Genomic DNA, 26767 nt, shown 5'->3' with positions numbered 1-26767 from the left:
TGTTAAGAGACAAACAGTAAGAGAAAAAATATTACATGTAAGTGGTTGATGTGCATCTGGCGATGCGCGACCCATATTCAATTGTTATTGATGTGAGTTGTTGTACTCAACAAAGCCATTCCAATATTCATCTGGATCCCAGCCAACATCGGCGGCTGCCTTTTTGGAACGCTTCTCAAATTGACTATCAAGTCCAATGAGTGCAATCGCATCGAATGCGTTAGCCAATGCCTTAACAATCGTCTTGATCATCAGTTGCCTCCTTTATCTTCTTCTCCCAATGTGGTCGCAAGTGGAATCCATGTGCATCTAGGAAATCAAAGAGCCACGCCATTAACCCACGCTGCCAACAGCAATTGCGATTGCATACCCTACCGATCGCATCTCATTCACCACCAATCATTCAATTCTTTAAAGCGTTCGACATCGTGACGTAAATATGTTGGTCGAATCGCATTAGGTGTCTTGTTTGGCACGTTTTGCATGAACTTCTTAGTGAAACGCAGATTGTTCTTGAACCAATTCACCGAGTGACCAAACAGTTCAGCAACATCCTTTTGACCAAGTACGTCTTTTTGAACTTCATTCGTCATGCTTATCTCCTTGTTCTTGATTGTCCCAATCAATCTTCTTTAATTCGTTCAAATCTAAATCTAACGCAATGGCCACTTTAACCATCGCCGGTAAAGTTAACCTATTTCGTTTTCCGTTCGATACGTCATATAACGCTGCGATAGATACACCCGTTACATGGGCCAACCAATATCGGGTCTTATTACCCTTTAATTGCAAGCCATTATTAATCATTTCTGCTAGTGACATATACCTACCTCTCCGCTTTCTTATCTCCGTTTAGTGGTATAATTAAATATGGAAACGTTTTTGAATTCGATTTTCCAAAGGTTCATTTGCTTTCCAAAAATTTTTCAAAAAGGGGAAAACTAATGAACGATATTATGTTTACTTTAGAATTTTCCGACCTAAATGCTAATGCTCAAGCCAATGAAAAGTTAGCCGAAGGATGGAAATTGCTACATGTCGGAACAATAAATACAGCTGATGTAGATGAAAATGGGAACCCATTCTTGTACACCATCTATGTTGTCGGTGCCAACCAAGAACAGTATGATAATTATTTACAAGAGAAAGCCGCATTAGAACACTTCGACTTGAATAAAGAAATAAAAATCATTCTTTTAGACAACTCTAGCCACGACGAGTAGTCACTAATTTTGTAAAGAGCAACTCATTAGCCAATTTGAGTGCTCTTTCTTTTTTTGCATAACTGGCCGGTTCTTGCTTTAAAAATCCAACTATCTGCAATGTCATTTCTCGTAATTCTTCATCTTCACTCAATTCCTTACTAATCGCTACCTCAGATTGTCTTTGAGCTGCTTTTTGACTTTTGTACATAGCTACATCCGTATCCTTCTTTAAATTCTTCATTTCCTACACCTCCAATAAAGCCTTAGTTTCACCAAGAAACTTGTTAATGAAATATTGTTGACCCTTGCCGGTCACCTTTGGCGTCTTAGTAGTCACGTTCACACCATTAGAGTTGATGTGGTTGTGTTCCTTAATCTCAAACAAGCCAAGCTCCATGCTCTTCTGTGTTGGCATGTTCCGGTCTGAACCTTGTCGCTTAACCAGATAACCGTTTTCACGGAGATAACCGAACAAACGGTTCTGTCCCATATCTACGCCGTTTTGCTTAAGCAACTTTGCCAACTCACCAATAAGAATTGATGACTGACTAGCTGATACCGCGTCAGCAAACAACGCCTTGGGCGTCATCTCTGCGATGATCTTGTCCTTGTGGTCTAACATCAGTTGAGCTGACTTCAAGCCCATTGCCATTTGAATACGCGGGTCTGCCATCAACGCCTTGTGTTCTTTTTCAACTGCGATGAAGTAGTCTCGAATTTCTTGGCTCTTAGCTGTCTTAGACATCATCGCTACATTCTTAGCCATATCTGTTGTTAAGGAATAATCTTGCAAGGTTTGCACCTTGTCAGATCCTTCTCGGTAGGGTGTAGTTACAACTACACCCTCAAAATCTGTTCCTTCAACAAACATCTTGAAGTTTTGATCCACCCAAAGGCTGAAACGAGTTTTAACCCCCAACTCCTTATACAATTCACGAGCGCTAACCCGTTGCTCACCTTCTTGGTTCGTTTGAACCTTAATCAATTCGTTTGTCATGTTTATTTCTCCTTATAAGTCTGTGATGTTAAACAACGTGAAAATCTTCTTACGAATATCCTTTGATCGAGGTGAGTTGTCACCGTTGATTGCACGATTCGTTTGTGAAACCCCCTCACCAATCATCTCTGCGAGTTCAAATTGCTTCATGCCGTTTCGATCCCACATCTCGTCATTGATGCGCTTCTTAATCTTGCGCTTTAGCGCTTCTTGTTGTTCTTCAATTGTTGTTGCTGTCATGTCGCAACCTCCCTTGTTTTTTTGTGATAATATTTACTTATATATAAGAAAGCAGGTAACACTAATGAAATCATTTATTTCTGGAGCATATGCTTCGCCTGATAAACATAATTTGGCGAGTTCTAATGTTTTTAATGAAATCAATTTATATATTGTTTTAGCCATTCAAAACGGCGGAGACTATCACCTTGGTATCTCTGAAAAAGTAACTGAATTTGATTATTTTGAACCATTAACCATTAAAAACGGCGTCCCTGTTAATGACTTAGATCTGTGGGAAATCCAAAGAAAACTTTGCATTAACCTATCAAAGCTAGAAGGAACACAGATATTAGAGTTTGTCATCCAACTATCTGATAATTCAAAAGAAGTTATAGATAGCACCGTCGTCAAAGTTTTACATCAAAAATTGGATTAGTGGTGACGGTATATGAAAGACAAATATAGTTATACCCAAGAGGATTTCACTCGAGAAACGATGGAAAAACATTACGCTACAAAATTAGATTTATCTGAACTTGATAAGAGATTAACCACCAAGATAAACGACGAGGTTAAAGAATTGAACTCACGTATTACCTCTGAAACAAAGTGGTATACCAAGATACCAATGATTACACTTATGGTGACAATCCTGTTGGCTGTTATACGAACTTACCTACCTAAATAAAAACGCATTTGAGTAAAACTATTGGCGTCAAAATTGCAGATATATATGCCAGAACAATTTTCAACTTCCAATACCATTCTTTTTCTATAAAGTACCCACCTTTATCGTTATAGGTGAGTGCTTTTATTTTTTTACGTAATTTCCTAGCCATGCGCACTCCTTTCTGTTTTTTTATTATCAAGTTGTTGCGTTTTAGTACACTGTTGTGTACAATAAAGGCATACGAAAAAGCACAATAAACGCCTGTATATCAACATTCGCTCGCCAAAGCATTGATTATCTTAGGTCTGTTTTTTGTTGCTAAATTACTTGATGAATTAAATATAACACAGTTGTGTTCTTTTGCAAACTATTTTGTGTGCTTTTGTGTGCTTTAATTCGTCACATCTTGGAGAAATCATTGATATGACTACGTTTGAAAGAATTAAAAAAGTTGCGAATGAACGGGGATATAGCCTTAAAAAGTTAGCTATTGACGCAGGATTCAGCGAAAACGCTCTTTATAGATACAATCAAGGGGTTGAACCAAAGTATTCAACTGTGGCTGCTCTCGCAAAAGTCCTCGGCGTATCAGTAGACTACCTATTAGGTAACACTGATGAGATGCACAGTAATAAGAAGGACGATATGCCTGTGGATCTTGAAGAAGTCTTAGCCAAGTTAGGCCCTACCCTTCGCTTTGAAGGTAAAGAACTAACTGATGAACAAAAAATCAAGTTGTACGAAATGGCTAAGTTGATGCTTGGTGAATGATGAAAGAATTAAGAGAATATCTTCTCAACTTGGCAAGGCGGAATGATATAACTGTTTCTAATGTTGAGACAAAAGACGATGGTCCAGATATGGCAATACCATTTTTATCTATGATCATCATGAATCCGAATTCAAGTACGCAGTATGCATATGAGTTCAGATTAGCTCATGAACTAGCTCACCTGCTTTATGGTGACACGGAATCGGATGCAGTTTATAACTTTTCGCCTTACATAATGAGAGTTTCAGAACGTGCAGCCAATGTACAAGCAATACGCATGATTGCTTCATTTTGGTTTGATGATGTCCCGGTAGAAAGTAGAAATTGGCTGGACTTTATGAACTATCTTGGCTTGCAATCGCACTTTGAAGATATGGCCCGTGAAGCGGTTATGCAAGCATGAAAGCGAGGCATTCGTTTGCTACGTACAATTTTAATCATTGTCAACACATTACTATTGCTAATCTCTATATCTCTATATGCTTACTTTAAGTTGAAAGAAGCTTATTTTAAACACGTAGCTGCTGCATTGATAGTTAGTTTCGCAATAGTTGATTTTATCTATCTTTACTTCTTTAAAAATTGGACGTACTAACCACGTTACCTAGAAAGGAGTTATTAATATGAGATTGTGACACGAATCTTTAATCTCAAAACTCCCTCGTCAGCAATTACTGGGGCAACATAGAGAGTGTTGTGCACTTCGTGGCGGTGGTTGGGGTAAGAAGCATGCAACTGTAAATTACGTCTTTGACCACTCACCATACAAATTATTTCAATACCACCAACTAGTAATGAATGAGATGTTAAGTCGCGGGTATAAACCTAACGCATTGTGGTTAGACCCCTTGTACCGTGGAGCTAATGAAGCTGCTTATACTTCACTATCAAGTGAAGTTCTGACTTCGCCGATTTACCCCGAGCATGACAACGCCTATTTAAAAGAGTGTATTGAAAACTTAAAAGAAAAAGGCATTGAGATAGATTAAAAAAGCCACTCTTAAAGTGGCATACATACGTCCAGCAAAGGAATGACGTTAAAAGCTTGGGGGGTATGAACTTATGGGACTATTTTCTAAGAAAACAGAAGCTGAAAAGCAAGAGCTGTTAGCCAAACGCGCTGAAGCAACTCAGAAGCGCAAAGAAGATAAAGCATACATCAAGGATTTTCCAAAGATTGCAACTACACGCGTTAGTGACTACCTTCTTTGGAGTGAGTCAACTGACGAAGTTGTTATCAATCGTGGCATCATGAATATGGGTACAACACAAATGTTCAAGCGTGCCGATATTCGTTCTTTTGAAGTCAGTAAAGATGGTGAAAAGTCTGAACGATTTGGACTAGGTGGCGCGGCAGTTGGTGGTCTTATCCTTGGACCTATTGGTCTTCTAGGTGGGTTCTTGCTTAAAAAGAAGAAAAATGAAATCAGAGATTTACGTGTACGTATCTACACAACCGGTGAACAAGCAATGCACGATATTCCCTTGATCAGCCAAAAGACCAAGGCAGATGGATGGATTGCTAAGGTAGCCAACACCTCTCTTGACCAAATCGTTGAGTTCCTTCAAAAGGCTATCATTGAGCTTGAAGAATCAAAGTCAATTCAAGAAACAGCACCAGCACCACAAGATAACGGCTCTTCAGTAGCGGACGAACTAGCAAAGTTAAAGTCACTTCTAGACGCCGGTATTCTTACTCAAGACGAATTTGATGCCCAAAAAGCCAAGGTACTTGGTTAGCGATATATACACTATTAAAAAACGGAAACTAACCAAACCGGCTATTCATTTCAATCGATCAGCATTTATGTCAACGTTTCAGAAAGAAAAACTGAAAATGTAATATATAACGCTCCGTTGTAAATGTTCGCTTTTCTAGTTTTAAATAGAAATTATCAATTTTATTTTTCGCTATTAATGCGCTCATGTTCGATTTTAAAGGAATAAAGTTCAGCCAAGTATTCGTTTCACGGTCTATTTACGAACATTTATATTGACAAAAAAACAGTCTAGCTATATATTAATCACATAGATCAAGTTCGGAGGGCCCTTGGAGTTAGGTGCCGAACTAACAAAGCCCCGGTTTATGTGTTTACACATTATACCGGGGCTTTTGTTTTTCATAGGAGAATTGATACATGACTAATTCCAAACCATTCAAAACGCTAAATCAGCAACTTAAGATTTTACGAGACCGAGGCCTGAATGTCCCAAGCAACGCCAAAAGAAGTTTGGAGCAAAATGGGTATTACGCAATCATAAACGGCTACAAATGGTCTTTTCTACAACGTGATTCAAAAGGAACTGTAATTTCTCCAGAGCAATTTGTTAATGGAGCTAATTTTTCTGAAATACAATCTTTATACGATTTCGACAGAGAATTAAGATCAATATTATTTGAATCACTACTGAAGTACGAAAACACCCTTAACGCCACTGTTTCATATCGATTTTCCGAGGCGCATCCAGAAGAACATTCATACCTTGCTATCGACAACTTCACAAGAGACCCTCAAAAGGTACAAAGCGTAGTTAGAACCATCAGTTCACTTTCAAATGTTGTTAAAAATAAGTCCGGTCAAGACAACGCAATTAAGCATTACGTTAACAAACACCGTCATGTTCCGCTCTGGGTTCTAGTCAACTTTTTGACGTTTGGTGACATCAATTTCTTTCACCAAATAATGACCAACGACTTGCGCATCACCGTCGCAAAAGATTTTACGCATTTTCAGCGTCGCTCGTACCCCGGTCAATTTATTGCCGGTATTCAGCCTGAGGCTATAGATTCTGTTAACCAACTTGTAAATCATTTCAGAAACGCAGTAGCTCATGGCGAAATAACTTTCTCAAAAAAGATTTTCAAGACTCCAAACTTGCGTCCTTTTAAGGCTGCACTTGGAAACCCTAATATTCCATTGAACAGTCAAGCTGGCGTTTTTGAATTATTAATCGGACTCAAGGTTGTATTGCCTAAAAAAGACTTTAAAAAACTTGCTCATCGCATTGATGAATTGATACGTGACTATCAGAACGATTTCAAATCAATTACATTTAATTCCGTCTTAAATGATATGAATTTTCCTCAAAACTATAAAGACTTTATTCTTTAAACAAAAAGCACACTCCCCGTCGCCAAACAAGTAGTGTGCGTATCGAACAAAACAGAACATCACTGCCCTATTTACGTATTCAATTGTACCAGACCTAGGCATGTCTTTAAACTGCCTAAATTTTTTATGTAAAGGTTAGGTTTAAACTAATGGCAGTATACAGAACCGACACCGGTTGGCGTGTTGAAATATCATTCAAAGACACAACCGGAAAATATCGCAAAAAAGGTAAGCGTGGTTTCAAGACTAAAAAGGAAGCTGAAGCTTGGGTGGCTGAATACTCAGTTGCTAATAGCAAGCCAACACTTCAAAAAGGCACCCTTACCCTTTTCAGCGATTATTTCGACGAGTATCAACAATTACGGTTCGATGCTGGTCTCAAGGAAACAACAAAAGAATCATGGCATGCAGTTCGCAAATACGTTGTTGATGTGTATTTTAAGAATGTAACACTAGATCAGATTACTCGCCAAATGTATCAAGCATTCTTGAACGATTATTCAAGTGACAAGAAACGTAAATCTGTACTTAAGCGTCACCAGATTATGAAACAAGTAATCGAACAAGCATTTCACGATGGTTTAATAACAGCTGACCCCACCTATGGCGTTGTTATACCAGGCGCTGATTCTAAGTCTGCGGATGAAAAATTCCTTCAAGTTGATGAGTTTAACCAGCTACTTAAATACATCGAAACTAACGACAAGCTAATTAAGTGGAACACGTCATTCATGATTTATTTGATTGCATTGTCAGGTCTGCGTGCGGGTGAAGCATTAGCACTTACTCGTGATGATGTTGATATTGATGCGCAAAATATCAGCGTAACAAAGACCAAGCAACGTTCCGGCGAATCAACCACGCCAAAAACAAAATCATCTATTCGCACTATTGCTATGCCAGATCGTTTCTTTGATAACTACGAAACGTTTATTAGTGCAAAGTCTGAATGGAACGATGCCAATGAATTATTCGATGGCCGCCGTTGGGCTACTATCAATAACCACTGGCTTGAACGAATTGAACGTGAACTTGGTTTTGAAAATATAGTTTCCGTTCATGGCTTGCGTCACTCGCACGTTTCTTGCTTACTATCGAAAGGCGTCGACATTAATTATGCATCTAAGCGTTTAGGCCATTCAAACGTTACAATTACGCAACAAGTATATGCCCACCTACTACGTGACAAGCAACAAAGCGAAGAAGCAAAGACGCTTAATATTCTTGATAAAATCGACTGATTTTTGGCGCAAATATGGCGCAAATTTTTTTAAAAACCCCCATTTTGGCGCAAATTGGCGCAAATTTTTTGATACTTTTGCACACTTTCAGACATTTAAAAATAGATATGAAAAACCGCCAGAAACCAGTCATATCAACGGTTTCCAGCGGTGTACCAACGTTTATTTTTAGCTTATGGCCACAAACGGTTCATCGTACGTGGGAATGGAATTGCCTCACGGATGTGCTCCTCACCTGTAATCCAAGTAACGGCACGCTCCAACCCAAGACCGAATCCTGAGTGAGGTACTGAACCATACTTACGCAAGTCCAAGTACCATGAGTATTCCTTCAAATCCAAACCTTGTTCCTTGATACGTTGCTCAAGGTAGTCGTAGTCTGTATCACGCTCTGAACCACCAATGATTTCACCGTATCCCTCAGGTGCCAACAAGTCAGCTGAGATAACGACATCATCGCGGTCTGGGTGGCGCTTCATGTAGAAGGCCTTAATTTCCTTAGGGAAGTTCGTGATGAAGACTGGCTTAGCAAAGTGGTTTGCCAAGAACGTCTCTTCAGGTGAACCGAAATCAGCACCCCATTCAACATCAAAGTCGTTTTCTTGCAACAACTTGATAGCATCATCATATGAGAAACGTGGGTATGGCAATTGCGTGTATGACTTCAACAATTCCTTGTCACGTCCCAACAAGTCCAATTCGTACTCGTTACGATCCAAAACAGCTTGAATCAAGTAAGCGATGTAACGCTCTTGCACTTCAAGTGATTGCTCTTGGTGCATCCAAGCCATTTCTGGCTCGATCATCCAGAACTCAGTCAAGTGACGACGCGTCTTTGACTTTTCAGCACGGAACGTTGGTCCGAACGTGAAGACACGTCCAAAGGCCATTGCCCCAGCCTCAGCGTACAATTGTCCAGTTTGTGACATGTAAGCATCAGTATCGAAGTATTCCGTGTGGAACAATTCAGTCGTTCCTTCAGGTGCTGAACCCGTCAAAATTGGTGAATCAATCTTAACGAACCCTTCCTTGTTAAAGAACTCATACGTTGCTGCGATAATCGTGTTACGAATACGCAAAACAGCAAATGGTTGGATGTGGCGCAAGTACAAGTGACGGTGATCCATCAAGAAATCAGTACCGTGCTCCTTTGGTGTAATTGGGTAACCTTCTGACTCCCCAACAACCGTCAAATCCTTAACTTGCATTTCGTATCCGAATGGTGAACGCTCGTCTTCACGAATCGTACCAATCAAGTACATGCTCGTTTCTTGCGTCAAAGCCTTGGCCTTGGCAAAGATTTCTTCACCAACAGCTTCCTTTGAAACAACCCCTTGGAAAAAGGCCGTACCGTCACGCAATTGCAAGAATTGCATCTTTCCTGAACCACGCTTGTTACGCAACCAAGCGCCCAATCGAACCTCTTGGCCGACGTAGTTCTTCGCGTCTTCAATGCGAATTGTATCCATCTTCTAAACTCCCTTAGATGTGTAATCTCTTATAAATGTTGGATGGTCCGAACTGCCTTACCATCCGCAAATTGATAGGTGATAAAGTTCAAATTGCCTTGTCGATCTATAAACGTTACTTCCCACACAGGAACTTGCTTATAGATAGCCAACCCAAGGCTTGTAATCCGCTTAGGGTTGTACTTTGACTTCACAAGTTGTCGCACCTCAGCAGCCGAAACGCCATCAGCCATTTTAACGGTGACGAGTTTCTTTGACTTTCCTTTTACGATGACACCGATTTTTTGGTGCTTCTTATTCTCGCCGACCACACTGTAGTAAGTGTCATTGCGAGAAACTGCGTAAAATTGGGTTGCTGAGGTGATCTTATTTCGCTTAACCGCCAATTCAGTCACTCGTTCACGCGCCGCAGTAACCGGGTGCATTGCAACCGACACAATCGTAGCACCACCAATAAGGAGTACTAACACAACGATTAAGCCAATTAGCCAGCGCCATCCGTGCCGGCGACGTCTTGAACGAGCGGTTGATCGCATTTCCATGTGTCGTGGCTCCTTCTGGTTAGTTCTGCGTGAACAGAACAAAATCAATTATTACTGTATCAAATTTTACAGCAATATTAAAGACCTTGCGTTAATGCGCATCAAAAAATCGCTTCACCTTTGGGACAACTTCATTGTCAGCCAACGTATATTGTGGCATTTCCTCCGGCAGCATGTTACGCAACGTCTTACCGTAAGACTTGGTCAAGATACGCGGGTCATAAATCACCACAGCACCAAAATCATCCGGCTTGCGAATCAAACGACCGACACCTTGGCGCAAACGTAGCACCGCCTTTGGCAACGTACTTTGATAGAACGGCTGTTTACCATGTGCCATTAAGACCGCTTCCTCAGCGCGAGCTAGCACGCTATTCGGTTGGTCAAATGGTAGTCGCGCAATCACGACCATTCGGAGTTGATCACCAGGCAAGTCGACACCTTCCCAGAAACTATTGGCACCCAAAACCACCATATGTGATTCGTTTTGCAGGCGCTTCATAATTTTGCTACGTGTCCCGGTCACACCTTGTGCCAGCAACGTCATATTCCCTTGCTGCCAAGTTTGATTTGACTGCATGTGATTGTAGACTTGCTGAATGGTGTCCAACGAATTAAACAGTACCAGTGTGTTTTCTTGGACCGTTGTCGTCAATTGCACCAATTGCTTGGCCAAATAACTAACGTAACCTGAATCAGTTGGTGACGGTGCATTCTCAACCATCACCAATTCAGCTTGATTCTTGAAATCAAACACTTCAGGGTAACGACGAGCAAAGACCGTATCACGATCAATATTCAAGCGGTCATATAGATAACCCGACTTTGTTGATGTAAACAACGTTGCCCCGACAATTGTTGGTGGCATAAAGTGCGGATAAACCTTGTCCTTGAAGAAATCCAAGGTGTGCAGCAACCCACCACTTAAGCGCAAGTTACTGCTGTCGTGGTTTTGATTTTCCGTTAGCCAGAAGACACTCGCATCTGGGAAATCAACCAAATCTTGTTGGAACGTCGTCAAGCGTTGCTCATACTTCGCAATACTCTCTAGCAAGCGACGGAAATCCGCCAAGTGTTGACGTTCATTCAATGAGAATGCGTCTTTGGTATTGCTGAATTGTTCCAACAAATAATCCAGTGACTCACCCAAATCACGAACTGCACGACGCATGCTTGTTAGATGATGACCTTGGTCAACCCAGAACTGGGCCAACTCAGAAATTGGTAATTCAACTTCATAGTGACCTTCAGTGGCCGGCGTATGACCGTTTAACAAGAAGCGACGATAGAATGCCACTTGCAACTTTGGCAGCTCACTTGAGAGCACTTCTAATTGTTGTAAGAAACGTGACTTTAGTTGCTGTCCACCAACCAAGCGATTCAAAATCACCCCGATTGATGGGTCGTTATCACGCAAAATCAAGTTCGTCGCGTTTTGAACACGCGTTAACCAAACTTGGAATGGCAATTGATGACGACTTTGTTCCAAAACGGCATTTGGCAAGTTCTGGGCCTCGTCAATCACCAAGTATGGTGAATCATCGGTCGTTCCCAATTCTTGGGCGTATTCAGCCAAGTAAGCGTGGTTAACAACTAAGAATTGTGCATTCTCAGCTAACACATGCTGACGTTCGCTGAATTCGTGGCCGTAATAAGGCGAACCAGCTGGATTATTAGCCGGTTGTGACAACTTAGCCATAAAGTCAGGTTGTGGATTAATCAAATTCAATTCGTCAAAGTCACCGCTCAAAGTTTCAGTTAACCAAACCAAGATTTGTGCCTTGATGAATTGCAATGACGTTGATCCTTCGTCGACACGCAATGCCCGCTTGAAACTTTGCAAATTCAAATAGTGGGTACGTCCCTTCAGACTTGCCCCACGTACTTCAAATGGCAAAATGTCCTTCAACGTCGTGTTGATTGTGTCAGTCACTTGTTGTTGCAATGTAATCGTTGGCACGGCAACGACTACCTGTTTCTGCTTTTCATCAGCTAGATAAGCATATGGCAACAAGTAAGCCAACGTCTTTCCCATCCCCGTTGGTGCTTCAGCAACAAATGCCGTCTTACCAGGTTCAGTTGATAGCTCAGCTTCCGTATAATGCGTGTAAATCGCATTCATCAACTTCGCTTGTTGCTCACGGTAAGCGAGGCTCTTGCCGTATAGCTGTTCTTTAGCAGCTTTTTTAGCCGGGAATGCCGGTGCGTGCCCTGTAACCAGCGGTGCTGGATCAGAGAAGCGACGCAATGCCAATCCATCAATCACTTGCAAATGCGCTGGTAATGGTTGTGGCTGGGCTTGATTCTTTGCCAACGCCTTTTCAAACACCGTCTTCGTGTCACGTGGCAAAACAAGTGGCAAATCAGCCAACGTTTGTAGCGTCAACATCGGCAAGCCTTCTGCGCGATTCAAAATCGCAATTAGCAAATCAGCAGTCGCCAACGCATCACTATCCGCCTGGTGCGGATGACTGTGTTCCAACGCGAGGTAGTTGGTCATATCAACCAAACGATACCCAGGTGCAGTTGGCCACAAGATTTGGCTCAATGGCACCGTATCCAAAGCGGTGCTCTTCAATCCTGTTAACCCAACACGCTCAAATTCAGCGTTCAAAAACGGCAAATCAAAGTTAACGTTGTGGGCCACAAAAATTGTGCCTTGTAGCATGGCATGTAGTGTCATGGCGACGTCCTCAAAAAAAGGCGCCCCCTTCACCATGCTTTGGGTGATACCCGTTAGCTGGGTAATATTACGTGGAATTTGCTCGCCAGGATTAACCAACGTTGAAAATTGGTTAATGACTTTTTTATTTTGTACGAATGCGACCGCAATCTGAATGATTCGGCCCGATTCGCTCGTTGTACGGGTTGTCTCTAGATCGACAACCGCATAGATGTCTCGATTTAGCATCAGAGCGTACCACGACCTTCTTTTAGTAGTAATTAAATTATAGCATGAAAGTTCACAGATATTTCCCTAATATAATGGGTTTTGGTATGATAATAGCAGTTTGAAAAAACAATTAGAGAATGGATTGGTGATTTTACAGTGGAAAAGCTAGCAACTGGTACTAGCCACGCCAAGGTGATTTTACTTGGTGAACACGCGGTCGTTTACGGCCAACCTGCCATCGCTTTACCCCTACCGGATTTGGCGATGACAGCTACAATCGAGGCTCGTGAAGAAGGACAAATTGTAATCGCTCAAGGGTATCAAGGCCCTCTAGCGACCATGGCAGAAGTATATGAAGGCGTGCGTCAGTTAATCGTGCGCTTGCTACGTCACTTCAACGCTATCAAGACGCCTTTTACCTTGCGTATCCAGTCAAGCATTCCACAAGAACGTGGCATGGGGTCTTCTGCGGCCTCAGCCATTGCCATTGTGCGTGCTTTCTTCGCGTTCTTCGATGCTGAATTAAGCGATGCTGAACTACAACGCTGGGCAAACATTGAAGAAGCCATTACACATGGCACGCCCTCTGGCATTGACGCTGCCACGACGGCGCATGATGTGCCAGTCTGGTTTGTGAAGGGCGAACAACCTGAACCAATGTCAATGGCACTTCACGGTACGCTAATCATTGCTGACACCGGTGTGCACGGCCAAACCGGTCTTGCTGTTTCGGTTGTCCGTGAGCAACTAGATAACGAACCTGAAACAACCCGCCCACACATTGAAGCACTCGGTCAAATTGCGCGTGAAACCCGCGAAGATTTGGCTAATGACGATATCGAATCATTGGGCCGTCATATGAATGACGCCCAATCTCACCTCGCTGCTTTAGGTGTTTCTCATCCAAAGCTTGACGAATTAATCAATGCTGCCAACCAAGCTGGTGCCCTTGGCGCTAAGTTAACTGGTGGTGGCGTTGGTGGTGCCATGCTCGCCCTTGCGCAAAACGATGACGACGTACAACGTATCATCCAAGCGTTAGAAGCTGCTGGCGCACAAGAAGTTTGGGCCCAACGTTACCCACAATTGTAGGAGATAACTCATGATGCATGTAACTGCCCGCGCGCACACGAACATTGCGTTGCTAAAGTACTGGGGTAAGCAAAACGAAAAACTAATTATGCCAACTACGACCTCTGTGTCGCTCACGTTGGATGAATTTTATACTGATACAACGGTTTGGTTTGACGATGCCTTAACTGCCGATGAACTAACATTGGATGGTGCACCATTGACTGGTAAGGGTGCGACGAAAGTTATCCGTTTCCTCGATATGGTCCGTGAGCAGGCCGGTGAAAGCCGTTTTGCCCATGTTCACTCAATCAACCACGTCCCAACTGCCGCTGGCCTAGCTTCTTCAGCTTCAGCATTTGCGGCACTAGCCGGTGCTGCCAGCAAAGCAGCTGGTCTAACGCTGTCAGATTCAGACCTGTCACGCCTTGCTCGTCAAGGTTCAGGTTCAGCATCACGGTCTATCTTTGGTGGTTTTGCCATCTGGGAACGTGGTACTGATAGTGAAACGTCGGTTGCCCACGCATTCCAAGAAAACGTTGATTGGCCAATCCAATTGTTGACGGTGATTGTTAGTGATCAACCCAAGAAGGTTGACTCACGTGGTGGGATGCAACATGCCCTCACGACATCGCCAATGTATCAAACGTGGGTTGACTACACGAACAATCACGTTGACACCATGACGACTGCGATTAAGGAACATGACTTAACCACCATTGGTGAGATTGCTGAAACAGATGCACTGATGATGCATGCAACCAATGCGACAGCCGTCCCTCCTTTTAACTACCTAACGGATACGTCTTGGACAATCATCACCATCGCGCAAAAGCTACGCGAACAAGGTGTGCCCGTCTATGCAACCATGGATGCCGGTCCAAATGTTAAGTTGATTTCACAACCTTCGGACACTGAAACAATTCTTGCTGCACTTTCTGCTGAGTTACCTGGTGTTCAAATTAAGGTTGCGACGCCAGGACCTGGTATCAAAATCGTTGAAGGAGATGAAATTTAATGACAACTGCTAAAGCACCCGGCAAGCTCTACCTTGCTGGTGAATATGCGGTCACACTTAGTGGTCAACCTAGTGTTGTCATCGCTGTTGATCGATTTGTTACTGCTGACGTAACGCGTCGTTCAGATGACCAATTGGTCGTTAACAGCGATCAACTAGGCTCACAAACTTGGTCAGTAGCCGAATTACCAAATTTGGCTCTCAACGATGACTGGCGCCTTGTGATCCGCACATTGCAGGTATTAAATGATTATCTACTCGACAACGGTCAACCTGTCACAGGGTTGACCGTTTCCATTACGAGTCATTTAAATGCTGACAATGGTCAAAAACTCGGTCTTGGATCATCGGCTGCTGTCGTGGTTGCCCTCATTAAGGCCGTCATTGATAACTACGAGTTACCAATGACACCCGAGCAACGTTTTAAGTTAGCTGCGTTAATTACGTTAACAACGCCTAACTTTAAAGCAGGTTCAATGGGTGACATCGCTGCTGCAAGCCTCGGTGGTGTTGTTTTGTACAGCAAATTTGATACTGACGTCATAACTGAATGGATTGACAGTAATCGCTATTTCTCAGAAATCATTGCTCGCGACTGGCCGATGCTTCGCCTTGAGCGACTTGGTTTCCCTGCCGACTGGCAACTTCTTGTTGGTTGGACCGGTGCACCGGCAGATACGCAGCAAATGTTGGCGCAAGGTGCAACGTCGGTCGATAAGCAACACGCGAAGCAATTACTGGCCCAAAACACAGCGCCACTCGTTAACATGCTGGTTGAAGGTCTGCGCCGGATGGACTACGATAAGGTCGCTACAGCGCTTCGTTTGAATCAAGAACAACTATTCACTTATACCAGTCAAGTTGGGGTATCCTACATGACGCCACAACTATTAACACTCCTTTCAACTGCGAGTGAACTTGGTGCAAGTGCTAAAATATCAGGAGCTGGTGGTGGTGATAATGGTATCGCCATTACAAACAATCCTTTGGTTGCTAAAGCGCTCATGCAAGCCTGGCTTGCAGCCGGCATCCAACCGCTACCACTCTCAATTGCAACTTTATAGGAGAAAATGATTATGGAATCTGCCCACGCACACCGCAAAGATGAGCACCTTGCTCTAGCGGAAGCCGAATTCCGTCGTAATGCCCCAACGTCATCATTGCATGACGTTCGCATTATTCACCAAGGGTTGCCAGAAACACGCGTCGCAGACGTTGATTTAAGTGTGATGGACCCTTACTTTAACTTTACAACCCCCTTTTACATCGAAGCGATGACGGGTGGTAGCCAAAAGACCGGTAAAGTGAATGCCCAATTGGCAACCGCTGCTAAGGAAACTGGTTTGGCCATGGCTGTTGGCTCACAAAGTGTCGCTTTGAAGGATCCCGAAGCGATTGCAACATTTAAGTCTGTTCGTGAAATTAACCCAGATGGTTTCGTGATGGCCAACATCGGTGCTGGCCACACAGCTGAACACGCCCAACAAGTTGTGGACATGATTCAAGCTAACGCGCTTGAAGTTCACATCAACGTTGCCCAAGAAGTCGTGATGCCTGAAGGTGATCGTGAATACATTTGGGCTGAAGAGCTACAACGCATTATCGAAACGGTATCTGTTCCTGTCATCATTAAGGAAGTCGGTTTCGGCATGTCACAAGAAACGATTGCACAAATTCGTGACTTGGGTGCCCAATACGTTAACTTGGGTGGTCGTTCAGGGACGAACTTCGCCGTGATTGAAGATCGCCGCAATCGTGAAATGACGGCTGCTCACGGCTACCTTTACGACTGGGGTCAAACCACTGCTGAAAGCTTGTTGGAAGCCCAATTGGTTGAAAACGCGCCTACTGTATTTGCTACTGGTGGTATCCAAGACCCATTGGATGTCATGAAGGCTCAAGTTCTTGGCACCAAAGCTGTTGGTGTTGCTGGTCACTTCTTGCACACTGTGCTAAATGAAGGCACTGATGGTTTGATTACTGAAATCACCCGTTGGCAAAACCACTTGGCTAAGCTCTACGCAATGGTTGGTGCGACGAACCAAGCCGACTTGGCCAAGGTTAAGACAGTTCTGTCTCCTGAATTGAAAAACTATATCGATCAACGCCGTTAATGCGGACGATTTGATTAACGAATCATTAAGACAAGGTTACGTTTGTAGCCTTGTTTTTTTAGTTTTCATGGCATTTTCAAAGGATTAGTAAAGCGAGTAAAGGTCACCTTGCGATTGCCGGTTATCACTGACAGCTGTACGTTTTACTCGGTATATTAGAAGCATGAAGAACATGTTAACGGAGAGTATTCGTCAGCAGACTGACGATCAAATTATTGATGCAACGCTGACTTTGTTGCAAAGCCAGTCCTATGACCAACTTGCGGTTACTGAAATTACCCGCATGGCAGGCGTGTCACGGATGGCTTTCTATCGCCACTTTGGTACAAAGGAAGCAGTCATCAAGACGATTGTAGAACAACTTACAGATGACTTTGCGAAGGAAGCCGCTGCCCTACCGTTGGAAAGCGAAATCATTGCACGCGAATTCTTTGGATTCGTGCAAGCTAATGGTATGGCAATTGCAGTTTTGCTAAATGCCGGCCTTCGCGAACAATTCTACCCACCTTTGCGTGATATCATGCACGGCTTGTACGCGGAATTGTTCCGTAGCCAAGCTAGTCACTCAATGTCAATTGACTATGTGTCTGACTTTACCGCTTCTGGTATGTTGGCTTTGGCCATCCGCTGGATTGCAACGGGGATGCACGAATCAGTTGATGAAATGGCCAAGATTGCCACTGAAATGACTGACGCACAACACGCGAACCTATAAAATAAAGGACTTGGTAAAATACCAAGTCCTTTATTTTTTTGTGCATCAATACTGCTTCACACTTCCCAAAAAACCATCTAAAAACCCTCTAAAGAAATCGACCATATCTGGTGTAAATACTAACAATACCCAAACCAATACCACAAAAAAGAACCACTTATTCTGGCGGAGTAACTCATTAATGCGTTGCCATGGTGCCATGATAAGCACAGTTATAAAAGCAACCAATTGTATAGTATAGAACGCCATATTTACCAAGTAAGGCCAATTCGCTAATTTGGCATCGAAATTTCTTAAGATGAATACCACCACACTGGCTACAATCAGCGTAAATAGAATGATTTCAACCGGCGTATAATGACCAGCACTATGATCCTCAAATTTTTCAACCAACCGTTCATCCCCACGAATCAGTTCATCCAAGGAAACATCATACAACGCTCCAATTGCCAGCACGTTCTTAAAACTCGGCAAGGAAGTATCGTTTTCCCACTTTGAAACAGATTGCCGCGTAACCCCCAGAATATCTGCAAGTTCTTGTTGTGACATATTGTGATTTTCACGTTGCAATTGAATGTTCTCACCAAATTTCATGATAGTTCCTCCGCTCATTTACTACAGTAAAAATCTACCGGAAAAACTATTAAATTACTAGCAACTATAGGTTGCACTTTGGAAAACAGCTTCGCAACCAGCGGGATTTCCGGTAAAAAAAAAAAAGCCAGCAAATGCGCTGACTTTGTCTCCTATTAGATACCTGAAACACCGAAGTATAGACCGTCCGGGTTCGCGAAGTTGAAGACCTTTTGTAGCCCCATCTCAACTAGTTCACCCTTTTCGACATTCAATTCTGTCATCTTGTTGTACAACGCTTCAACGTCATCCGAGTGGAACATAATCGAAGGAACGTTATCAACAACTTCAGGTGAGTTCTCCTTGATGAACTCACGGTCGAAAATATTCAAGGCAAATGCGCCATCTTCTGAAGGTGCTACTTGCACCATTTCAGTCTCGCCCATATCTTGACGATCACGCTCAACAAACCCCAATGATACCCAAAAATCAGCTTCACGGTTCACGTCACTTACATACAACATTACTTCAACGTCATTATTCATGCTTATTCTCACTTTCAGATTGTACGTTAATGGTAACATTTGACTACTGGTCACGCAATTTAACGTGACTGATATTCACGAGTACCTTGAATATATCCCGCAATAGTAGACTGCGTGGCGGACACAATGTATGGCGTTGCGGCCAGAAGAACCCATACTAGCAATAGCCAAAACAACTTTCGATTACGTAATAACTTATTAACATCTCGCCAAGGCACATTCTTCATCAACGCGACAAATGCGACTAGTTGTGCAAATTCAAATAGCCCCTGCTGCCAATCTCCTCGAAAAAGGCCGGGCCACGCACTAACCAATACAAATGCCAGTATGCTGATGCCGATAATTGAAAAAACAACTTTTTCTGTCGGCGAAAGTTTGAATCCCTTATCCTTTTGATACTCCTCAATTAACCGATCATCCCCACGCACTAATTCATCCAATGAAAGATTAAACACATCCCCAATCATCAATACGCTCTTGAAACTTGGCAGTGCTGTGTCATTCTCCCACTTTGAAATCGATTGCCGAGTAACGCCCAACTTATCCGCTAGTTCCTGTTGTGACATACCGTGTTGCTCACGGTGCAATTGAATATTTTCACCAATCTTCATGTTGTATCCTCCTCATTCCTACCCCTTAAACTTTACAAGAATGCCGGTATATCTCCAAGCAACTGACGGTTGCACTTACAAAGTCTATGAAAATTAACGTGTCTCAAAAACATAAATACTATTATTTTCACTAGTAGTCTTTACAAGGTACTCACAAACAACTAGTATGTAAAACATAATAGTAAGTGGAGAAAACAGATGAACAATTCACAAATGTTGAAAGGCATTTTAAGTGGTGTCGTGCTACACGTAATCGCTGAAGGTCCTATTTACGGATATGAATTGGTGACACGTTTGCGCGAACTGGGCTTTACTGATATTACCGGGGGTACCGTCTATCCGATCGTTCAAAAGATGGAAAAAGCTGGTCAACTAACAAGCAAACAACTACCATCACCCGATGGCCCAAATCGCAAATACCTTTTCATTTCACCCGCCGGCGAGAAATTTCTAGCCAAGTTTGATCAAGATTGGTCAGCCTTAACTGGCATCGTTAATAACATCATTAAGTAACCGTCATTACGACTATATCGGGGGAGTATTCATTATGACAAAAGCAACTGACGCATACATTCATAAAATTAATCAACTAACTAACCAATTGACGTCAGACAATCAAGCATACGTGGAAGATTTAATCGTCTACGTTCGAAGTCGCACACTCTTTAAGAACGAGGAACAAGTGAATGCATCACTGTATGAGATTGTATCCGATATTCTTGTCGCGCAAGAAAACGGAGAGTCTGCCAGCGCATTTTTTGGAAAAACACCAAAAGATGCCGGCAACGACTTGATTGCAACGTTTGATGCTGAATCACCTTGGTCATTAATCGGGCTGTTCTTATTAATCTTTTTGCTAATAAACGCCTACATGTTGGTCGGTGATTTTCTCGACCCTATCCTAAAAATCAATCTCATCAACGCAATTTTAAACGCCGGTATCACTAGCCTTTTGATTATGACGATCTTCCGACTCATCAGTAATAGTGTGTATGCTCGTAAGTCGTGGCGATACTACATTGGGATTGGTGTCATTTGGATTGGTACCATCGCTGCATTAATCTGGGTTAATCAAACTTTTGCCCAGCGGTTTACGCTAACTGTGCAACAACCTTATGACTTAATTTTCATCACCAGCATTGGCACGATATTATTGTTGCTCTTCGTACTGGGAAAGTTTGGCCAAGAGTCTTGGATTTTCGGCGTATACATTCTCGTACTGACAGTCCTGGGTATTCTAGTCCGAGTCACCTCACTCGGTGAACTCTTACGTGAAAAGAATCCTGTCGCCATGTTTGGCATTTTATTCATCCTAATCGTGGTTGGTATTGGCATGCCCACTTTTCAAACATTCAAAAACAGAAAAACCAATGCATAAGCAAAAGGCGTACCAGTTGGTACGCCTTTTCTTTAATTACCTGAAATCGTCACACTAACCGTGTAATCCTGATCACTTAGCAATCGATATGCCGGTTGTACATCACTACCCCAACTATCAATACCACCAACGCCACGAACAGCGCCGTAGACCGTCAATACCGTCCGCCGAGCCGGTGGCAATTCATTTTGATGTGTTGCCGATTCTAATTCAATGGCCGTGTACGGTAATGCTGAAAAGGGAAATTGATCTTCTGTCTTATCAACACGCAAATGAGACCCAGTATTATGGGTTAATGTTACCCAATCCGTTTTCATATGCATCCCCATCTCTTGCGGCACCAAATATGGTGTAACCGGTAAACCTTCAACATGATGAATACCAGGTTCACCGCCTTGCCAACGATCAGGATACGTTTCACCAGACAACCCCTGATACGTGAAACCAACAACCGGTTCAGGCATCACGAATCGCAACCCGAAAGCTGGCAACTCCGGCAATCCCAGTTGGCCCAAATAGGTTGCGGTAATCGTTAATTCACCACTAGCAGTCACCTCATAACTCACTAATGTAGTCGCTTGTGGACTAGTTGCCGTCTGATATACGAATGTAAGCTTTACTTGGTCGGCTGCTTGCTGATTGTCATACCGATTGTTCTCAGGTGACACAGGTTTGGCAATCTCGGTCCCGTCAACCACAACGTTGAAATCGACTACTGCACTGAACTGGTCAGCGCCAAACCATTGTGCACTCTTGGTTGAAAAACCATTACCACGGTCATTATCCGTCGTTGCACGCCAGAAGGCTGGCTTTGGTACACGGTACAACCACTCAACATCTTTTACGCGTAATGATTCCAAGCCACCTTTTTCATAACTAAATAGGTAATGCGTGTCGGCAGTATGCACACCAAGAACACCGTCACCAAACACAAGCTTTAATTTATTTGTTTTCATATCGCTCATAGAAATATTTCACCTCTTGCATCGCTGGCTTCAACTGACGGTCGGCGAAGACAATGCCGTTACCCGAAAATTCATAATCAGAATGACGGTCATTAAAATCACCACCATAGGCTAAGAATCGTTGTCCTGTAATTGAATCCTCCTGCCACAACGCTTGATCTTTGAAATCCCACATGAAACCACCACCATAGGCAGGGAACTCATCGTACAAGGCCATATATTCGTCAAAGCCGCCAACCGAATTACCCATACTATGCATGAACTCACAGTTCAGATAAGGCTTCTTAGGGTGTTCAGTCAAATACGTCCTAATATCAGCCGGTGACGCGTACATGCGACTTTCCACGTCAGAAATTTGGTCGTCATAGGCTCGGTTATGGAAGACCCCTTCATAGTGCGTTAAGCGCGTTGGATCAACCTGCTTAAAGTACGCATTCATATCGGCAATGTTGTCCCCCGCGTATGACTCATTTCCGAGTGACCAAAATAGAATCGATGCGTGATTCTTAAATTGCTCATAGTTACTCTGGGCGCGATCCATCACAACATCATGCCAAGCTGCATGTGACGCGGGGACATTAACAGATGGTTCCACTTGTCCCATCTTCTGCCAGGTACCGTGGGATTCCAAATTCGTTTCCGCCATCAAGTAAATACCCGCTTCGTCAGCCATGAAATACCATGGCACTTGGTTTGGGTAATGCGATGTTCGGACCGCATTGATATGATTTTCCTGAATGACACGCATATCCTGGCGCATATCTCCTTCGTTAAGCGCACGCCCTGTTTCAGGTGACCATTCATGGCGGTTTACCCCATTTAGGTACAAACGTTGGCCATTCAGTTGCAACTGATTATCAGCGCCTATCGCAATCGTTCGAAAGCCAAATGGATAATTCACAAAGGCAACCTCGTCACCGGCTGCATTGGTCACCGTCACTTGCAAATGATACAAGTTTGGCTGTTGGTGAGACCACAATGCAATGTCTGGCACAATCAAGTCTGCCAGACGCACCTGCTCATCAGCACTAATCTGCGTTTCTAATAGCGATTGCTGATTATGGTCTAAAATCGCAATCTGAACGTTACCCGTCACTGGTGTTTTTGATGATAGCTGCAACGTGACATCAACCATACCATTCTGACCATGCACCATTGGCTTGATATCAACATCCGTCACGTCAATCTCAGGCAATGCGCGTAAACGTACACTTCTAAAAATACCCGAGAAACGGAACATATCCTGATCTTCAATAAACGCTGCGGTACTCATTTTATATACAGCCACCGCAATCATGTTTTGTCCGGCATGCAGTTGCTCAGTGATATCAAACTCAGCTCGACTAAAACTGTCTTCTGAATAACCCACAAAGTATCCATTCACCCACAAATACATCGCCTGTTCCACACCGTCAAACATGATATGCACCCGGCGCTTTTCAAAATGCATTGGTAAATCAAATACTTTAACATATTCACCAACTGGATTATCCGGTGCGTCACTAAAAATGCCTGGCATTCCCTTTAAATCACCATCCATAAATGGCGGACGACGGTATTGTTGTCCGTCCCAAGGATACAGTGTATTAATGTACTGAATTTGACCATAGCCTTGTAATTGGATGTGACCAGGTACCGAAATTTTATCAAATTGCGCTCGCGCAGAAACTAACTGTGGGTCATAAAACATTTCTGTCCGTTCACGTGGTGATTCGCCATAGTGAAAATCCCACTCGCCATCTAGTGACACCGTATCGGCCTGATTACCTGTTTTGTACTCTTTCGCACTACGGTAAACATTATGATCACTATGTGCCGACAGTTTGCCAACACGGAATACGCGTGGATCATCTAGCCATTCAAGTTTCGCTTCCATGTCACCCTCCTCTTTTGTATGCGCTTACATAACGTTTTTGAAAAATGGCACCTCCAACACTGCTGGAAGTGCCATCGTTTTTATTTACCCGCTGCTGTCAGATGTGCGATAAAGCGCTTCAAGCCTTCACGACCGCTGGCGTCATACTTATAAACACCAGCGTGTGTTAGGACTTCAGCAAACACCTGCCCAACTGCTTGTTGCACAATCTCATGGACATTTTTGGTCGTGACCTCATGTTCGCTAGCCAACATTTCAGCCCATGGTCGGTGCCCTTCAGCGACCTGATTGATGTCCGCCTCTCCAAGCAAGAATGCTTCGACATCACTAAGTTCATCCTTCAAACGCGCTGGCAAGATTGCCAACCCCATCACTTCGATCAAGCCGATATTTTCACGCTTGATATGTTGGACGTCTGGGTGGGGATGGAAAATCCCCTCTGGGTATTCAGCTGATGTGCCATTGTCGCGCAAAACCAAATACATAACGTACAACCCTGGACGCTTCATGGCAATCGGCGTAACTGTGTGTTGTTGTTCACCACTTTCGCTCGTCGCATGAATATCCAAACGGTCGTCTGAATAGCCTTGCCAAGCTTCACGAATGAATTCACTAGCTGCCACGAGCTTCTCTTTATCAGTTGCAGTTAAACGAATTGTCGTCATTGGCCAACGTACCACATCAGCATGAATATCGGGAAATGCCGGCATTGGAATTTCGCATTCTGCCGGCGCCTTCATCAATGGAAAGACGTGACGCCCACCTTGGAAGTGCTCTTGTGAAAGAATTGAGCCACCAACGATTGGCAAGTCTGCATTTGAACCAACAAAGTACATTGGATAGCGTTCAACAATCGTCAACAGATTTTCAAACGTCGCTTTGTTGATAGACATCGTTTCGCGTTCGAAATCAACAAAAATGGCGTGCTCATCAAAGTATGCATATGGCGAATAATGCCAACCCCACGTTTGCCCTTGTAGAACTTCTCGAATAAAGCGATGCGTGGCGCGCGGTGCTTGTGTCATCGAACCGGCATACCCTTCATTCGTATAATCCAATGCTGTTGGTGGATAAGAGGCTTTAGGCGCCGACGCGGCCGCCTTAATTTCGGCAGTCGTCTTCTCTGGCTTCGACAAATTAATCGTAATCTCTAAATCACCAAAATCAGAGGCAGCTTCGTATGCGATATTCTTCTTTATATCGGCCACTTTCACATTCTCGATTGCCCGACTTAAGTCATAATAATAAGTTACCGCCGCCTCACGACTTTGCGCATATAACTTTTCAAAATTACTTTGGAGTCGATCAGGTGTTGGTGTCACAATGTTCAGTAAGCGGGCCCGCATCACGTCTAACTGCCAACGTTCGCTTGGCGTCTTATCAGAAATATCAAGCAACAGTGTCGTTAATTCACTTAGCGACCGATCAGTATTCCCTTTTTGACCATCAACAACCCCATCTAACCCAAGTTCAGCCAGGACCAAGTTGGTGCGGTAGACCGTCTCCATTTCTGAATAGGCGTGCAGTTTGACACCCCATGCCACGAAATCCAAGACCAATTGACTACTGTGTGAATCTAACATAACGACTTCCTCTACTTAATTTCATGCGTACCAGCAACAATTTCAGCAACGAAAAATGATGGTTGGTAGCCAATTTTGGTGGTGTACGCTTCACCAACAGCGGCCGTGATTTCAGGTACACGGGTTTCTTCAACTAGCGCGATGGCTGAGCCACCAAATCCAGCACCAGTCATACGAGCACCCAGCACCCCATTTTGGGCCAACGCTGCGTCGACCAGTGTATCTAGCTCGATTCCAGTCACTTCATAATCATCACGCAATGAATTGTGCGATGCGGTTAACAATTGTCCAAACGTTTCCAAATCGTGGTCCTGCAATGCTGCCTTCGCTTCAACTGTACGTTGGTTCTCAGTCACAGCATGATGAGCACGACGCATAATGACGTCATTGCCAGCCATTAATGACGCTGACGCAGCCAAGAATTGATCTGTTGTCAAATCTCCCAATGTCTGAATATCAACCGTCGCTTGTAACAAAGCCAACGCTGCTTCCGTTTCTGCACGACGCTCATTGTACTTTGAATCAACTAATTCGCGCTTCTTATTCGTCGTCATGACTAGCAAACGATAGTCACCAAACTCAGCTGGCACCATCTCATATTCAAGGGTGTTGGTATCCAAGAAAATTGCTTGTTCATCTTCACCAAAAGCGACCGCGAATTGATCCATGATACCGGTTTTTAGCCCCAAATAATCATTTTCAACGGCTTGCCCCATCTTCACAATGGTCAACTTATCAATCTCGTATCCCATCAAATCAGCTAACATATTAATGAGCAGCATTTCCAATGAGGCTGATGATGACAAACCTGATGCTGTTGGCATGTCACCAACAATTGCCAAATCAAATCCTTTTGTAACTGGGTAGCCAAACTTAGCCATTTCAGTAATCACACCACGCAAATACTTAATCCATGTATCATATTGACGCAATGCGATATCATCCAATGCAATTAATTGAATCCCAGCCTCTGGGAAGTTCGCTGAATACGTGCGAATCTCTTGATCATCACGCGGTGCAATTGCACCGTACGTTCCAACACTAATTGCGGCTGGAAAGACGTGGCCACCATTATAGTCAGTGTGTTCGCCAATCAAATTCACGCGACCTGGTGAAAAGTACAACTTCGCTGGTTCGTAACCAAAACGCTTCTCAAATGATTGTGCTAACTCATGATTTAATTCATAAACCATT

Annotated in this window: 31 protein-coding genes; 15 read left to right on the top strand and 16 right to left on the bottom strand. The window is 43.4% G+C overall.

Features of this window, described 5'->3' with window-relative positions; all coding sequences use genetic code 11:
- Positions 1-84: 84 nt before the first annotated feature.
- The 3 genes from ACAW68_04560 to ACAW68_04550 all read right to left on the bottom strand — a co-directional run bounded on the left by ACAW68_04560 (position 85) and on the right by ACAW68_04550 (position 822).
- Entirely contained in the window at positions 85-252 is a 168-nt protein-coding gene (locus ACAW68_04560) for a hypothetical protein (GenBank protein ID XGA16839.1), read from the bottom strand.
- A 137-nt stretch (positions 253-389) separates the two neighbouring features.
- A complete protein-coding gene (locus ACAW68_04555) occupies positions 390-593 on the bottom strand; it encodes a hypothetical protein (protein ID XGA16838.1) in 204 nt (67 codons plus the stop codon).
- A complete protein-coding gene (locus ACAW68_04550) occupies positions 583-822 on the bottom strand; it encodes a hypothetical protein (protein ID XGA16837.1) in 240 nt (79 codons plus the stop codon). The genes ACAW68_04555 and ACAW68_04550 overlap by 11 nt, the downstream gene beginning before the upstream one ends.
- Positions 823-944: 122 nt before the next feature.
- Here ACAW68_04550 and ACAW68_04545 point away from each other — a divergent pair, with 122 nt between their 5' ends.
- On the top strand, positions 945-1223 hold the full coding sequence (locus ACAW68_04545) for a hypothetical protein (GenBank protein ID XGA16836.1): 279 nt from the start codon (positions 945-947) through the stop codon (positions 1221-1223).
- Here ACAW68_04545 and ACAW68_04540 read toward each other — a convergent pair.
- The 3 genes from ACAW68_04540 to ACAW68_04530 are packed head-to-tail and all read right to left on the bottom strand — an operon-like array spanning position 1207 to position 2442.
- Positions 1207-1446 carry a hypothetical protein gene (locus ACAW68_04540; protein XGA16835.1) on the bottom strand — a complete coding sequence of 80 codons (240 nt, stop codon included), beginning with the start codon at positions 1444-1446 and terminating at the stop codon, positions 1207-1209. The two genes, ACAW68_04545 and ACAW68_04540, sit on opposite strands and share 17 nt — an antisense overlap.
- A 3-nt stretch (positions 1447-1449) precedes the next feature.
- Entirely contained in the window at positions 1450-2202 is a 753-nt protein-coding gene (locus tag ACAW68_04535; GenBank protein ID XGA16834.1) for a phage antirepressor KilAC domain-containing protein, read from the bottom strand.
- Positions 2203-2214: 12 nt separating this feature from the next.
- Complete coding sequence (locus ACAW68_04530) at positions 2215-2442, bottom strand: hypothetical protein (GenBank protein XGA16833.1); 228 nt, start codon at positions 2440-2442, stop codon at positions 2215-2217.
- 64 nt (positions 2443-2506) lie between these two features.
- On the opposite strand from ACAW68_04530, the gene ACAW68_04525 reads away from it, so the two are divergent.
- From ACAW68_04525 to ACAW68_04495, 7 genes are all read left to right on the top strand, one after another.
- A complete protein-coding gene (locus tag ACAW68_04525) occupies positions 2507-2860 on the top strand; it encodes a hypothetical protein (protein XGA16832.1) in 354 nt (117 codons plus the stop codon).
- 657 nt (positions 2861-3517) lie between these two features.
- Positions 3518-3865 (top strand): helix-turn-helix domain-containing protein, encoded by a 348-nt coding sequence (locus tag ACAW68_04520; protein XGA16831.1) that lies wholly within the window; start codon positions 3518-3520, stop codon positions 3863-3865.
- Positions 3862-4269 (top strand): ImmA/IrrE family metallo-endopeptidase, encoded by a 408-nt coding sequence (locus ACAW68_04515; protein ID XGA16830.1) that lies wholly within the window; start codon positions 3862-3864, stop codon positions 4267-4269. Before ACAW68_04520 ends, ACAW68_04515 begins: the two co-directional genes overlap by 4 nt.
- 244 nt (positions 4270-4513) lie before the next feature.
- Complete coding sequence (locus ACAW68_04510; GenBank protein XGA17001.1) at positions 4514-4855, top strand: TIGR02328 family protein; 342 nt, start codon at positions 4514-4516, stop codon at positions 4853-4855.
- 73 nt (positions 4856-4928) lie between these two features.
- Entirely contained in the window at positions 4929-5606 is a 678-nt protein-coding gene (locus ACAW68_04505) for an SHOCT domain-containing protein (protein XGA16829.1), read from the top strand.
- Positions 5607-6004: 398 nt separating this feature from the next.
- Positions 6005-6979 carry an Abi family protein gene (locus tag ACAW68_04500; GenBank protein ID XGA16828.1) on the top strand — a complete coding sequence of 325 codons (975 nt, stop codon included), beginning with the start codon at positions 6005-6007 and terminating at the stop codon, positions 6977-6979.
- 149 nt (positions 6980-7128) lie between these two features.
- Positions 7129-8220 (top strand): tyrosine-type recombinase/integrase, encoded by a 1092-nt coding sequence (locus tag ACAW68_04495; protein ID XGA16827.1) that lies wholly within the window; start codon positions 7129-7131, stop codon positions 8218-8220.
- A 173-nt stretch (positions 8221-8393) separates the two neighbouring features.
- On the opposite strand, the gene asnS is transcribed toward ACAW68_04495, so the two are convergent.
- From asnS to ACAW68_04480, 3 genes are all read right to left on the bottom strand, one after another.
- On the bottom strand, positions 8394-9689 hold the full coding sequence (asnS, locus tag ACAW68_04490; protein XGA16826.1) for an asparagine--tRNA ligase: 1296 nt from the start codon (positions 9687-9689) through the stop codon (positions 8394-8396).
- A gap of 29 nt (positions 9690-9718) precedes the next feature.
- Positions 9719-10231, bottom strand: a complete 513-nt coding sequence (locus ACAW68_04485) for a DUF5590 domain-containing protein (protein ID XGA16825.1) — start codon at positions 10229-10231, stop codon at positions 9719-9721.
- Between the two features lie 91 nt (positions 10232-10322).
- On the bottom strand, positions 10323-13142 hold the full coding sequence (locus ACAW68_04480; GenBank protein XGA16824.1) for a helicase C-terminal domain-containing protein: 2820 nt from the start codon (positions 13140-13142) through the stop codon (positions 10323-10325).
- A gap of 138 nt (positions 13143-13280) precedes the next feature.
- Between ACAW68_04480 and mvk the strand changes: the two genes are divergently transcribed.
- From mvk to ACAW68_04455, 5 genes are all read left to right on the top strand, one after another.
- Complete coding sequence (gene mvk, locus ACAW68_04475; GenBank protein ID XGA16823.1) at positions 13281-14216, top strand: mevalonate kinase; 936 nt, start codon at positions 13281-13283, stop codon at positions 14214-14216.
- A gap of 10 nt (positions 14217-14226) precedes the next feature.
- Positions 14227-15213 carry a diphosphomevalonate decarboxylase gene (gene mvaD / locus ACAW68_04470; protein XGA16822.1) on the top strand — a complete coding sequence of 329 codons (987 nt, stop codon included), beginning with the start codon at positions 14227-14229 and terminating at the stop codon, positions 15211-15213.
- Positions 15213-16277, top strand: a complete 1065-nt coding sequence (locus ACAW68_04465) for a phosphomevalonate kinase (protein XGA16821.1) — start codon at positions 15213-15215, stop codon at positions 16275-16277. Before mvaD ends, ACAW68_04465 begins: the two co-directional genes overlap by 1 nt.
- 12 nt (positions 16278-16289) lie before the next feature.
- Positions 16290-17327, top strand: a complete 1038-nt coding sequence (gene fni / locus ACAW68_04460) for a type 2 isopentenyl-diphosphate Delta-isomerase (GenBank protein ID XGA16820.1) — start codon at positions 16290-16292, stop codon at positions 17325-17327.
- Positions 17328-17490: 163 nt separating this feature from the next.
- On the top strand, positions 17491-18042 hold the full coding sequence (locus ACAW68_04455; protein ID XGA16819.1) for a TetR/AcrR family transcriptional regulator: 552 nt from the start codon (positions 17491-17493) through the stop codon (positions 18040-18042).
- Between the two features lie 45 nt (positions 18043-18087).
- On the opposite strand, the gene ACAW68_04450 is transcribed toward ACAW68_04455, so the two are convergent.
- From ACAW68_04450 to ACAW68_04440, 3 genes are all read right to left on the bottom strand, one after another.
- Positions 18088-18636, bottom strand: a complete 549-nt coding sequence (locus ACAW68_04450) for a helix-turn-helix domain-containing protein (GenBank protein ID XGA16818.1) — start codon at positions 18634-18636, stop codon at positions 18088-18090.
- Positions 18637-18791: 155 nt separating this feature from the next.
- Positions 18792-19160 carry a VOC family protein gene (locus tag ACAW68_04445; GenBank protein ID XGA16817.1) on the bottom strand — a complete coding sequence of 123 codons (369 nt, stop codon included), beginning with the start codon at positions 19158-19160 and terminating at the stop codon, positions 18792-18794.
- 59 nt (positions 19161-19219) lie between these two features.
- A complete protein-coding gene (locus ACAW68_04440) occupies positions 19220-19771 on the bottom strand; it encodes a helix-turn-helix transcriptional regulator (protein ID XGA16816.1) in 552 nt (183 codons plus the stop codon).
- Between the two features lie 198 nt (positions 19772-19969).
- On the opposite strand from ACAW68_04440, the gene ACAW68_04435 reads away from it, so the two are divergent.
- Complete coding sequence (locus ACAW68_04435; protein ID XGA16815.1) at positions 19970-20284, top strand: PadR family transcriptional regulator; 315 nt, start codon at positions 19970-19972, stop codon at positions 20282-20284.
- A 34-nt stretch (positions 20285-20318) separates the two neighbouring features.
- Positions 20319-21149 carry a hypothetical protein gene (locus tag ACAW68_04430; GenBank protein XGA16814.1) on the top strand — a complete coding sequence of 277 codons (831 nt, stop codon included), beginning with the start codon at positions 20319-20321 and terminating at the stop codon, positions 21147-21149.
- Positions 21150-21181: 32 nt separating this feature from the next.
- Here the strand turns inward: ACAW68_04430 and ACAW68_04425 are convergent, their stop codons facing one another.
- The 4 genes from ACAW68_04425 to ACAW68_04410 form a co-directional block, all read right to left on the bottom strand.
- Positions 21182-22105 (bottom strand): beta-galactosidase small subunit, encoded by a 924-nt coding sequence (locus tag ACAW68_04425; GenBank protein ID XGA17000.1) that lies wholly within the window; start codon positions 22103-22105, stop codon positions 21182-21184.
- Entirely contained in the window at positions 22092-23990 is a 1899-nt protein-coding gene (locus tag ACAW68_04420; GenBank protein ID XGA16813.1) for a glycoside hydrolase family 2 protein, read from the bottom strand. Before ACAW68_04420 ends, ACAW68_04425 begins: the two co-directional genes overlap by 14 nt.
- 80 nt (positions 23991-24070) lie before the next feature.
- The gene (locus tag ACAW68_04415; protein ID XGA16812.1) at positions 24071-25573 is read right to left on the bottom strand and encodes a UDP-glucose--hexose-1-phosphate uridylyltransferase; all 1503 of its coding nucleotides are present in this window, start codon (positions 25571-25573) and stop codon (positions 24071-24073) included.
- A gap of 11 nt (positions 25574-25584) precedes the next feature.
- On the bottom strand, positions 25585-26766 hold the full coding sequence (locus ACAW68_04410) for a galactokinase (protein XGA16811.1): 1182 nt from the start codon (positions 26764-26766) through the stop codon (positions 25585-25587).
- Position 26767: the final 1 nt, after the last annotated feature.

This window comes from Weissella confusa (assembly GCA_041871065.1).
Lineage (GTDB): Bacteria > Bacillota > Bacilli > Lactobacillales > Lactobacillaceae > Weissella > Weissella confusa_A.
This window is presented reverse-complemented; position numbering and strand designations above follow the sequence as displayed.

Coding starts and splice junctions, on each gene's coding strand:
- ACAW68_04560 (XGA16839.1), bottom strand. CDS start 252: ATGATCAAGACGATTGTTAAGGCATTGGCTAACGCATTCGATGCGATT.
- asnS (XGA16826.1), bottom strand. CDS start 9,689: ATGGATACAATTCGCATTGAAGACGCGAAGAACTACGTCGGCCAAGAG.
- ACAW68_04445 (XGA16817.1), bottom strand. CDS start 19,160: ATGAATAATGACGTTGAAGTAATGTTGTATGTAAGTGACGTGAACCGT.
- ACAW68_04555 (XGA16838.1), bottom strand. CDS start 593: ATGACGAATGAAGTTCAAAAAGACGTACTTGGTCAAAAGGATGTTGCT.
- fni (XGA16820.1), top strand. CDS start 16,290: ATGGAATCTGCCCACGCACACCGCAAAGATGAGCACCTTGCTCTAGCG.
- ACAW68_04530 (XGA16833.1), bottom strand. CDS start 2,442: ATGACAGCAACAACAATTGAAGAACAACAAGAAGCGCTAAAGCGCAAG.
- ACAW68_04455 (XGA16819.1), top strand. CDS start 17,491: ATGAAGAACATGTTAACGGAGAGTATTCGTCAGCAGACTGACGATCAA.
- ACAW68_04525 (XGA16832.1), top strand. CDS start 2,507: ATGAAATCATTTATTTCTGGAGCATATGCTTCGCCTGATAAACATAAT.
- ACAW68_04415 (XGA16812.1), bottom strand. CDS start 25,573: ATGTTAGATTCACACAGTAGTCAATTGGTCTTGGATTTCGTGGCATGG.
- ACAW68_04485 (XGA16825.1), bottom strand. CDS start 10,231: ATGGAAATGCGATCAACCGCTCGTTCAAGACGTCGCCGGCACGGATGG.
- ACAW68_04520 (XGA16831.1), top strand. CDS start 3,518: ATGACTACGTTTGAAAGAATTAAAAAAGTTGCGAATGAACGGGGATAT.
- ACAW68_04500 (XGA16828.1), top strand. CDS start 6,005: ATGACTAATTCCAAACCATTCAAAACGCTAAATCAGCAACTTAAGATT.
- ACAW68_04505 (XGA16829.1), top strand. CDS start 4,929: ATGGGACTATTTTCTAAGAAAACAGAAGCTGAAAAGCAAGAGCTGTTA.
- ACAW68_04465 (XGA16821.1), top strand. CDS start 15,213: ATGACAACTGCTAAAGCACCCGGCAAGCTCTACCTTGCTGGTGAATAT.
- ACAW68_04535 (XGA16834.1), bottom strand. CDS start 2,202: ATGACAAACGAATTGATTAAGGTTCAAACGAACCAAGAAGGTGAGCAA.
- ACAW68_04430 (XGA16814.1), top strand. CDS start 20,319: ATGACAAAAGCAACTGACGCATACATTCATAAAATTAATCAACTAACT.
- ACAW68_04440 (XGA16816.1), bottom strand. CDS start 19,771: ATGAAGATTGGTGAAAATATTCAATTGCACCGTGAGCAACACGGTATG.
- ACAW68_04480 (XGA16824.1), bottom strand. CDS start 13,142: ATGCTAAATCGAGACATCTATGCGGTTGTCGATCTAGAGACAACCCGT.
- mvaD (XGA16822.1), top strand. CDS start 14,227: ATGATGCATGTAACTGCCCGCGCGCACACGAACATTGCGTTGCTAAAG.
- ACAW68_04540 (XGA16835.1), bottom strand. CDS start 1,446: ATGAAGAATTTAAAGAAGGATACGGATGTAGCTATGTACAAAAGTCAA.
- ACAW68_04450 (XGA16818.1), bottom strand. CDS start 18,636: ATGAAATTTGGTGAGAACATTCAATTGCAACGTGAAAATCACAATATG.
- ACAW68_04550 (XGA16837.1), bottom strand. CDS start 822: ATGTCACTAGCAGAAATGATTAATAATGGCTTGCAATTAAAGGGTAAT.
- ACAW68_04435 (XGA16815.1), top strand. CDS start 19,970: ATGAACAATTCACAAATGTTGAAAGGCATTTTAAGTGGTGTCGTGCTA.
- ACAW68_04495 (XGA16827.1), top strand. CDS start 7,129: ATGGCAGTATACAGAACCGACACCGGTTGGCGTGTTGAAATATCATTC.
- ACAW68_04515 (XGA16830.1), top strand. CDS start 3,862: ATGATGAAAGAATTAAGAGAATATCTTCTCAACTTGGCAAGGCGGAAT.
- ACAW68_04410 (XGA16811.1), bottom strand. CDS start 26,766: ATGGTTTATGAATTAAATCATGAGTTAGCACAATCATTTGAGAAGCGT.
- ACAW68_04545 (XGA16836.1), top strand. CDS start 945: ATGAACGATATTATGTTTACTTTAGAATTTTCCGACCTAAATGCTAAT.
- ACAW68_04420 (XGA16813.1), bottom strand. CDS start 23,990: ATGGAAGCGAAACTTGAATGGCTAGATGATCCACGCGTATTCCGTGTT.
- ACAW68_04425 (XGA17000.1), bottom strand. CDS start 22,105: ATGAAAACAAATAAATTAAAGCTTGTGTTTGGTGACGGTGTTCTTGGT.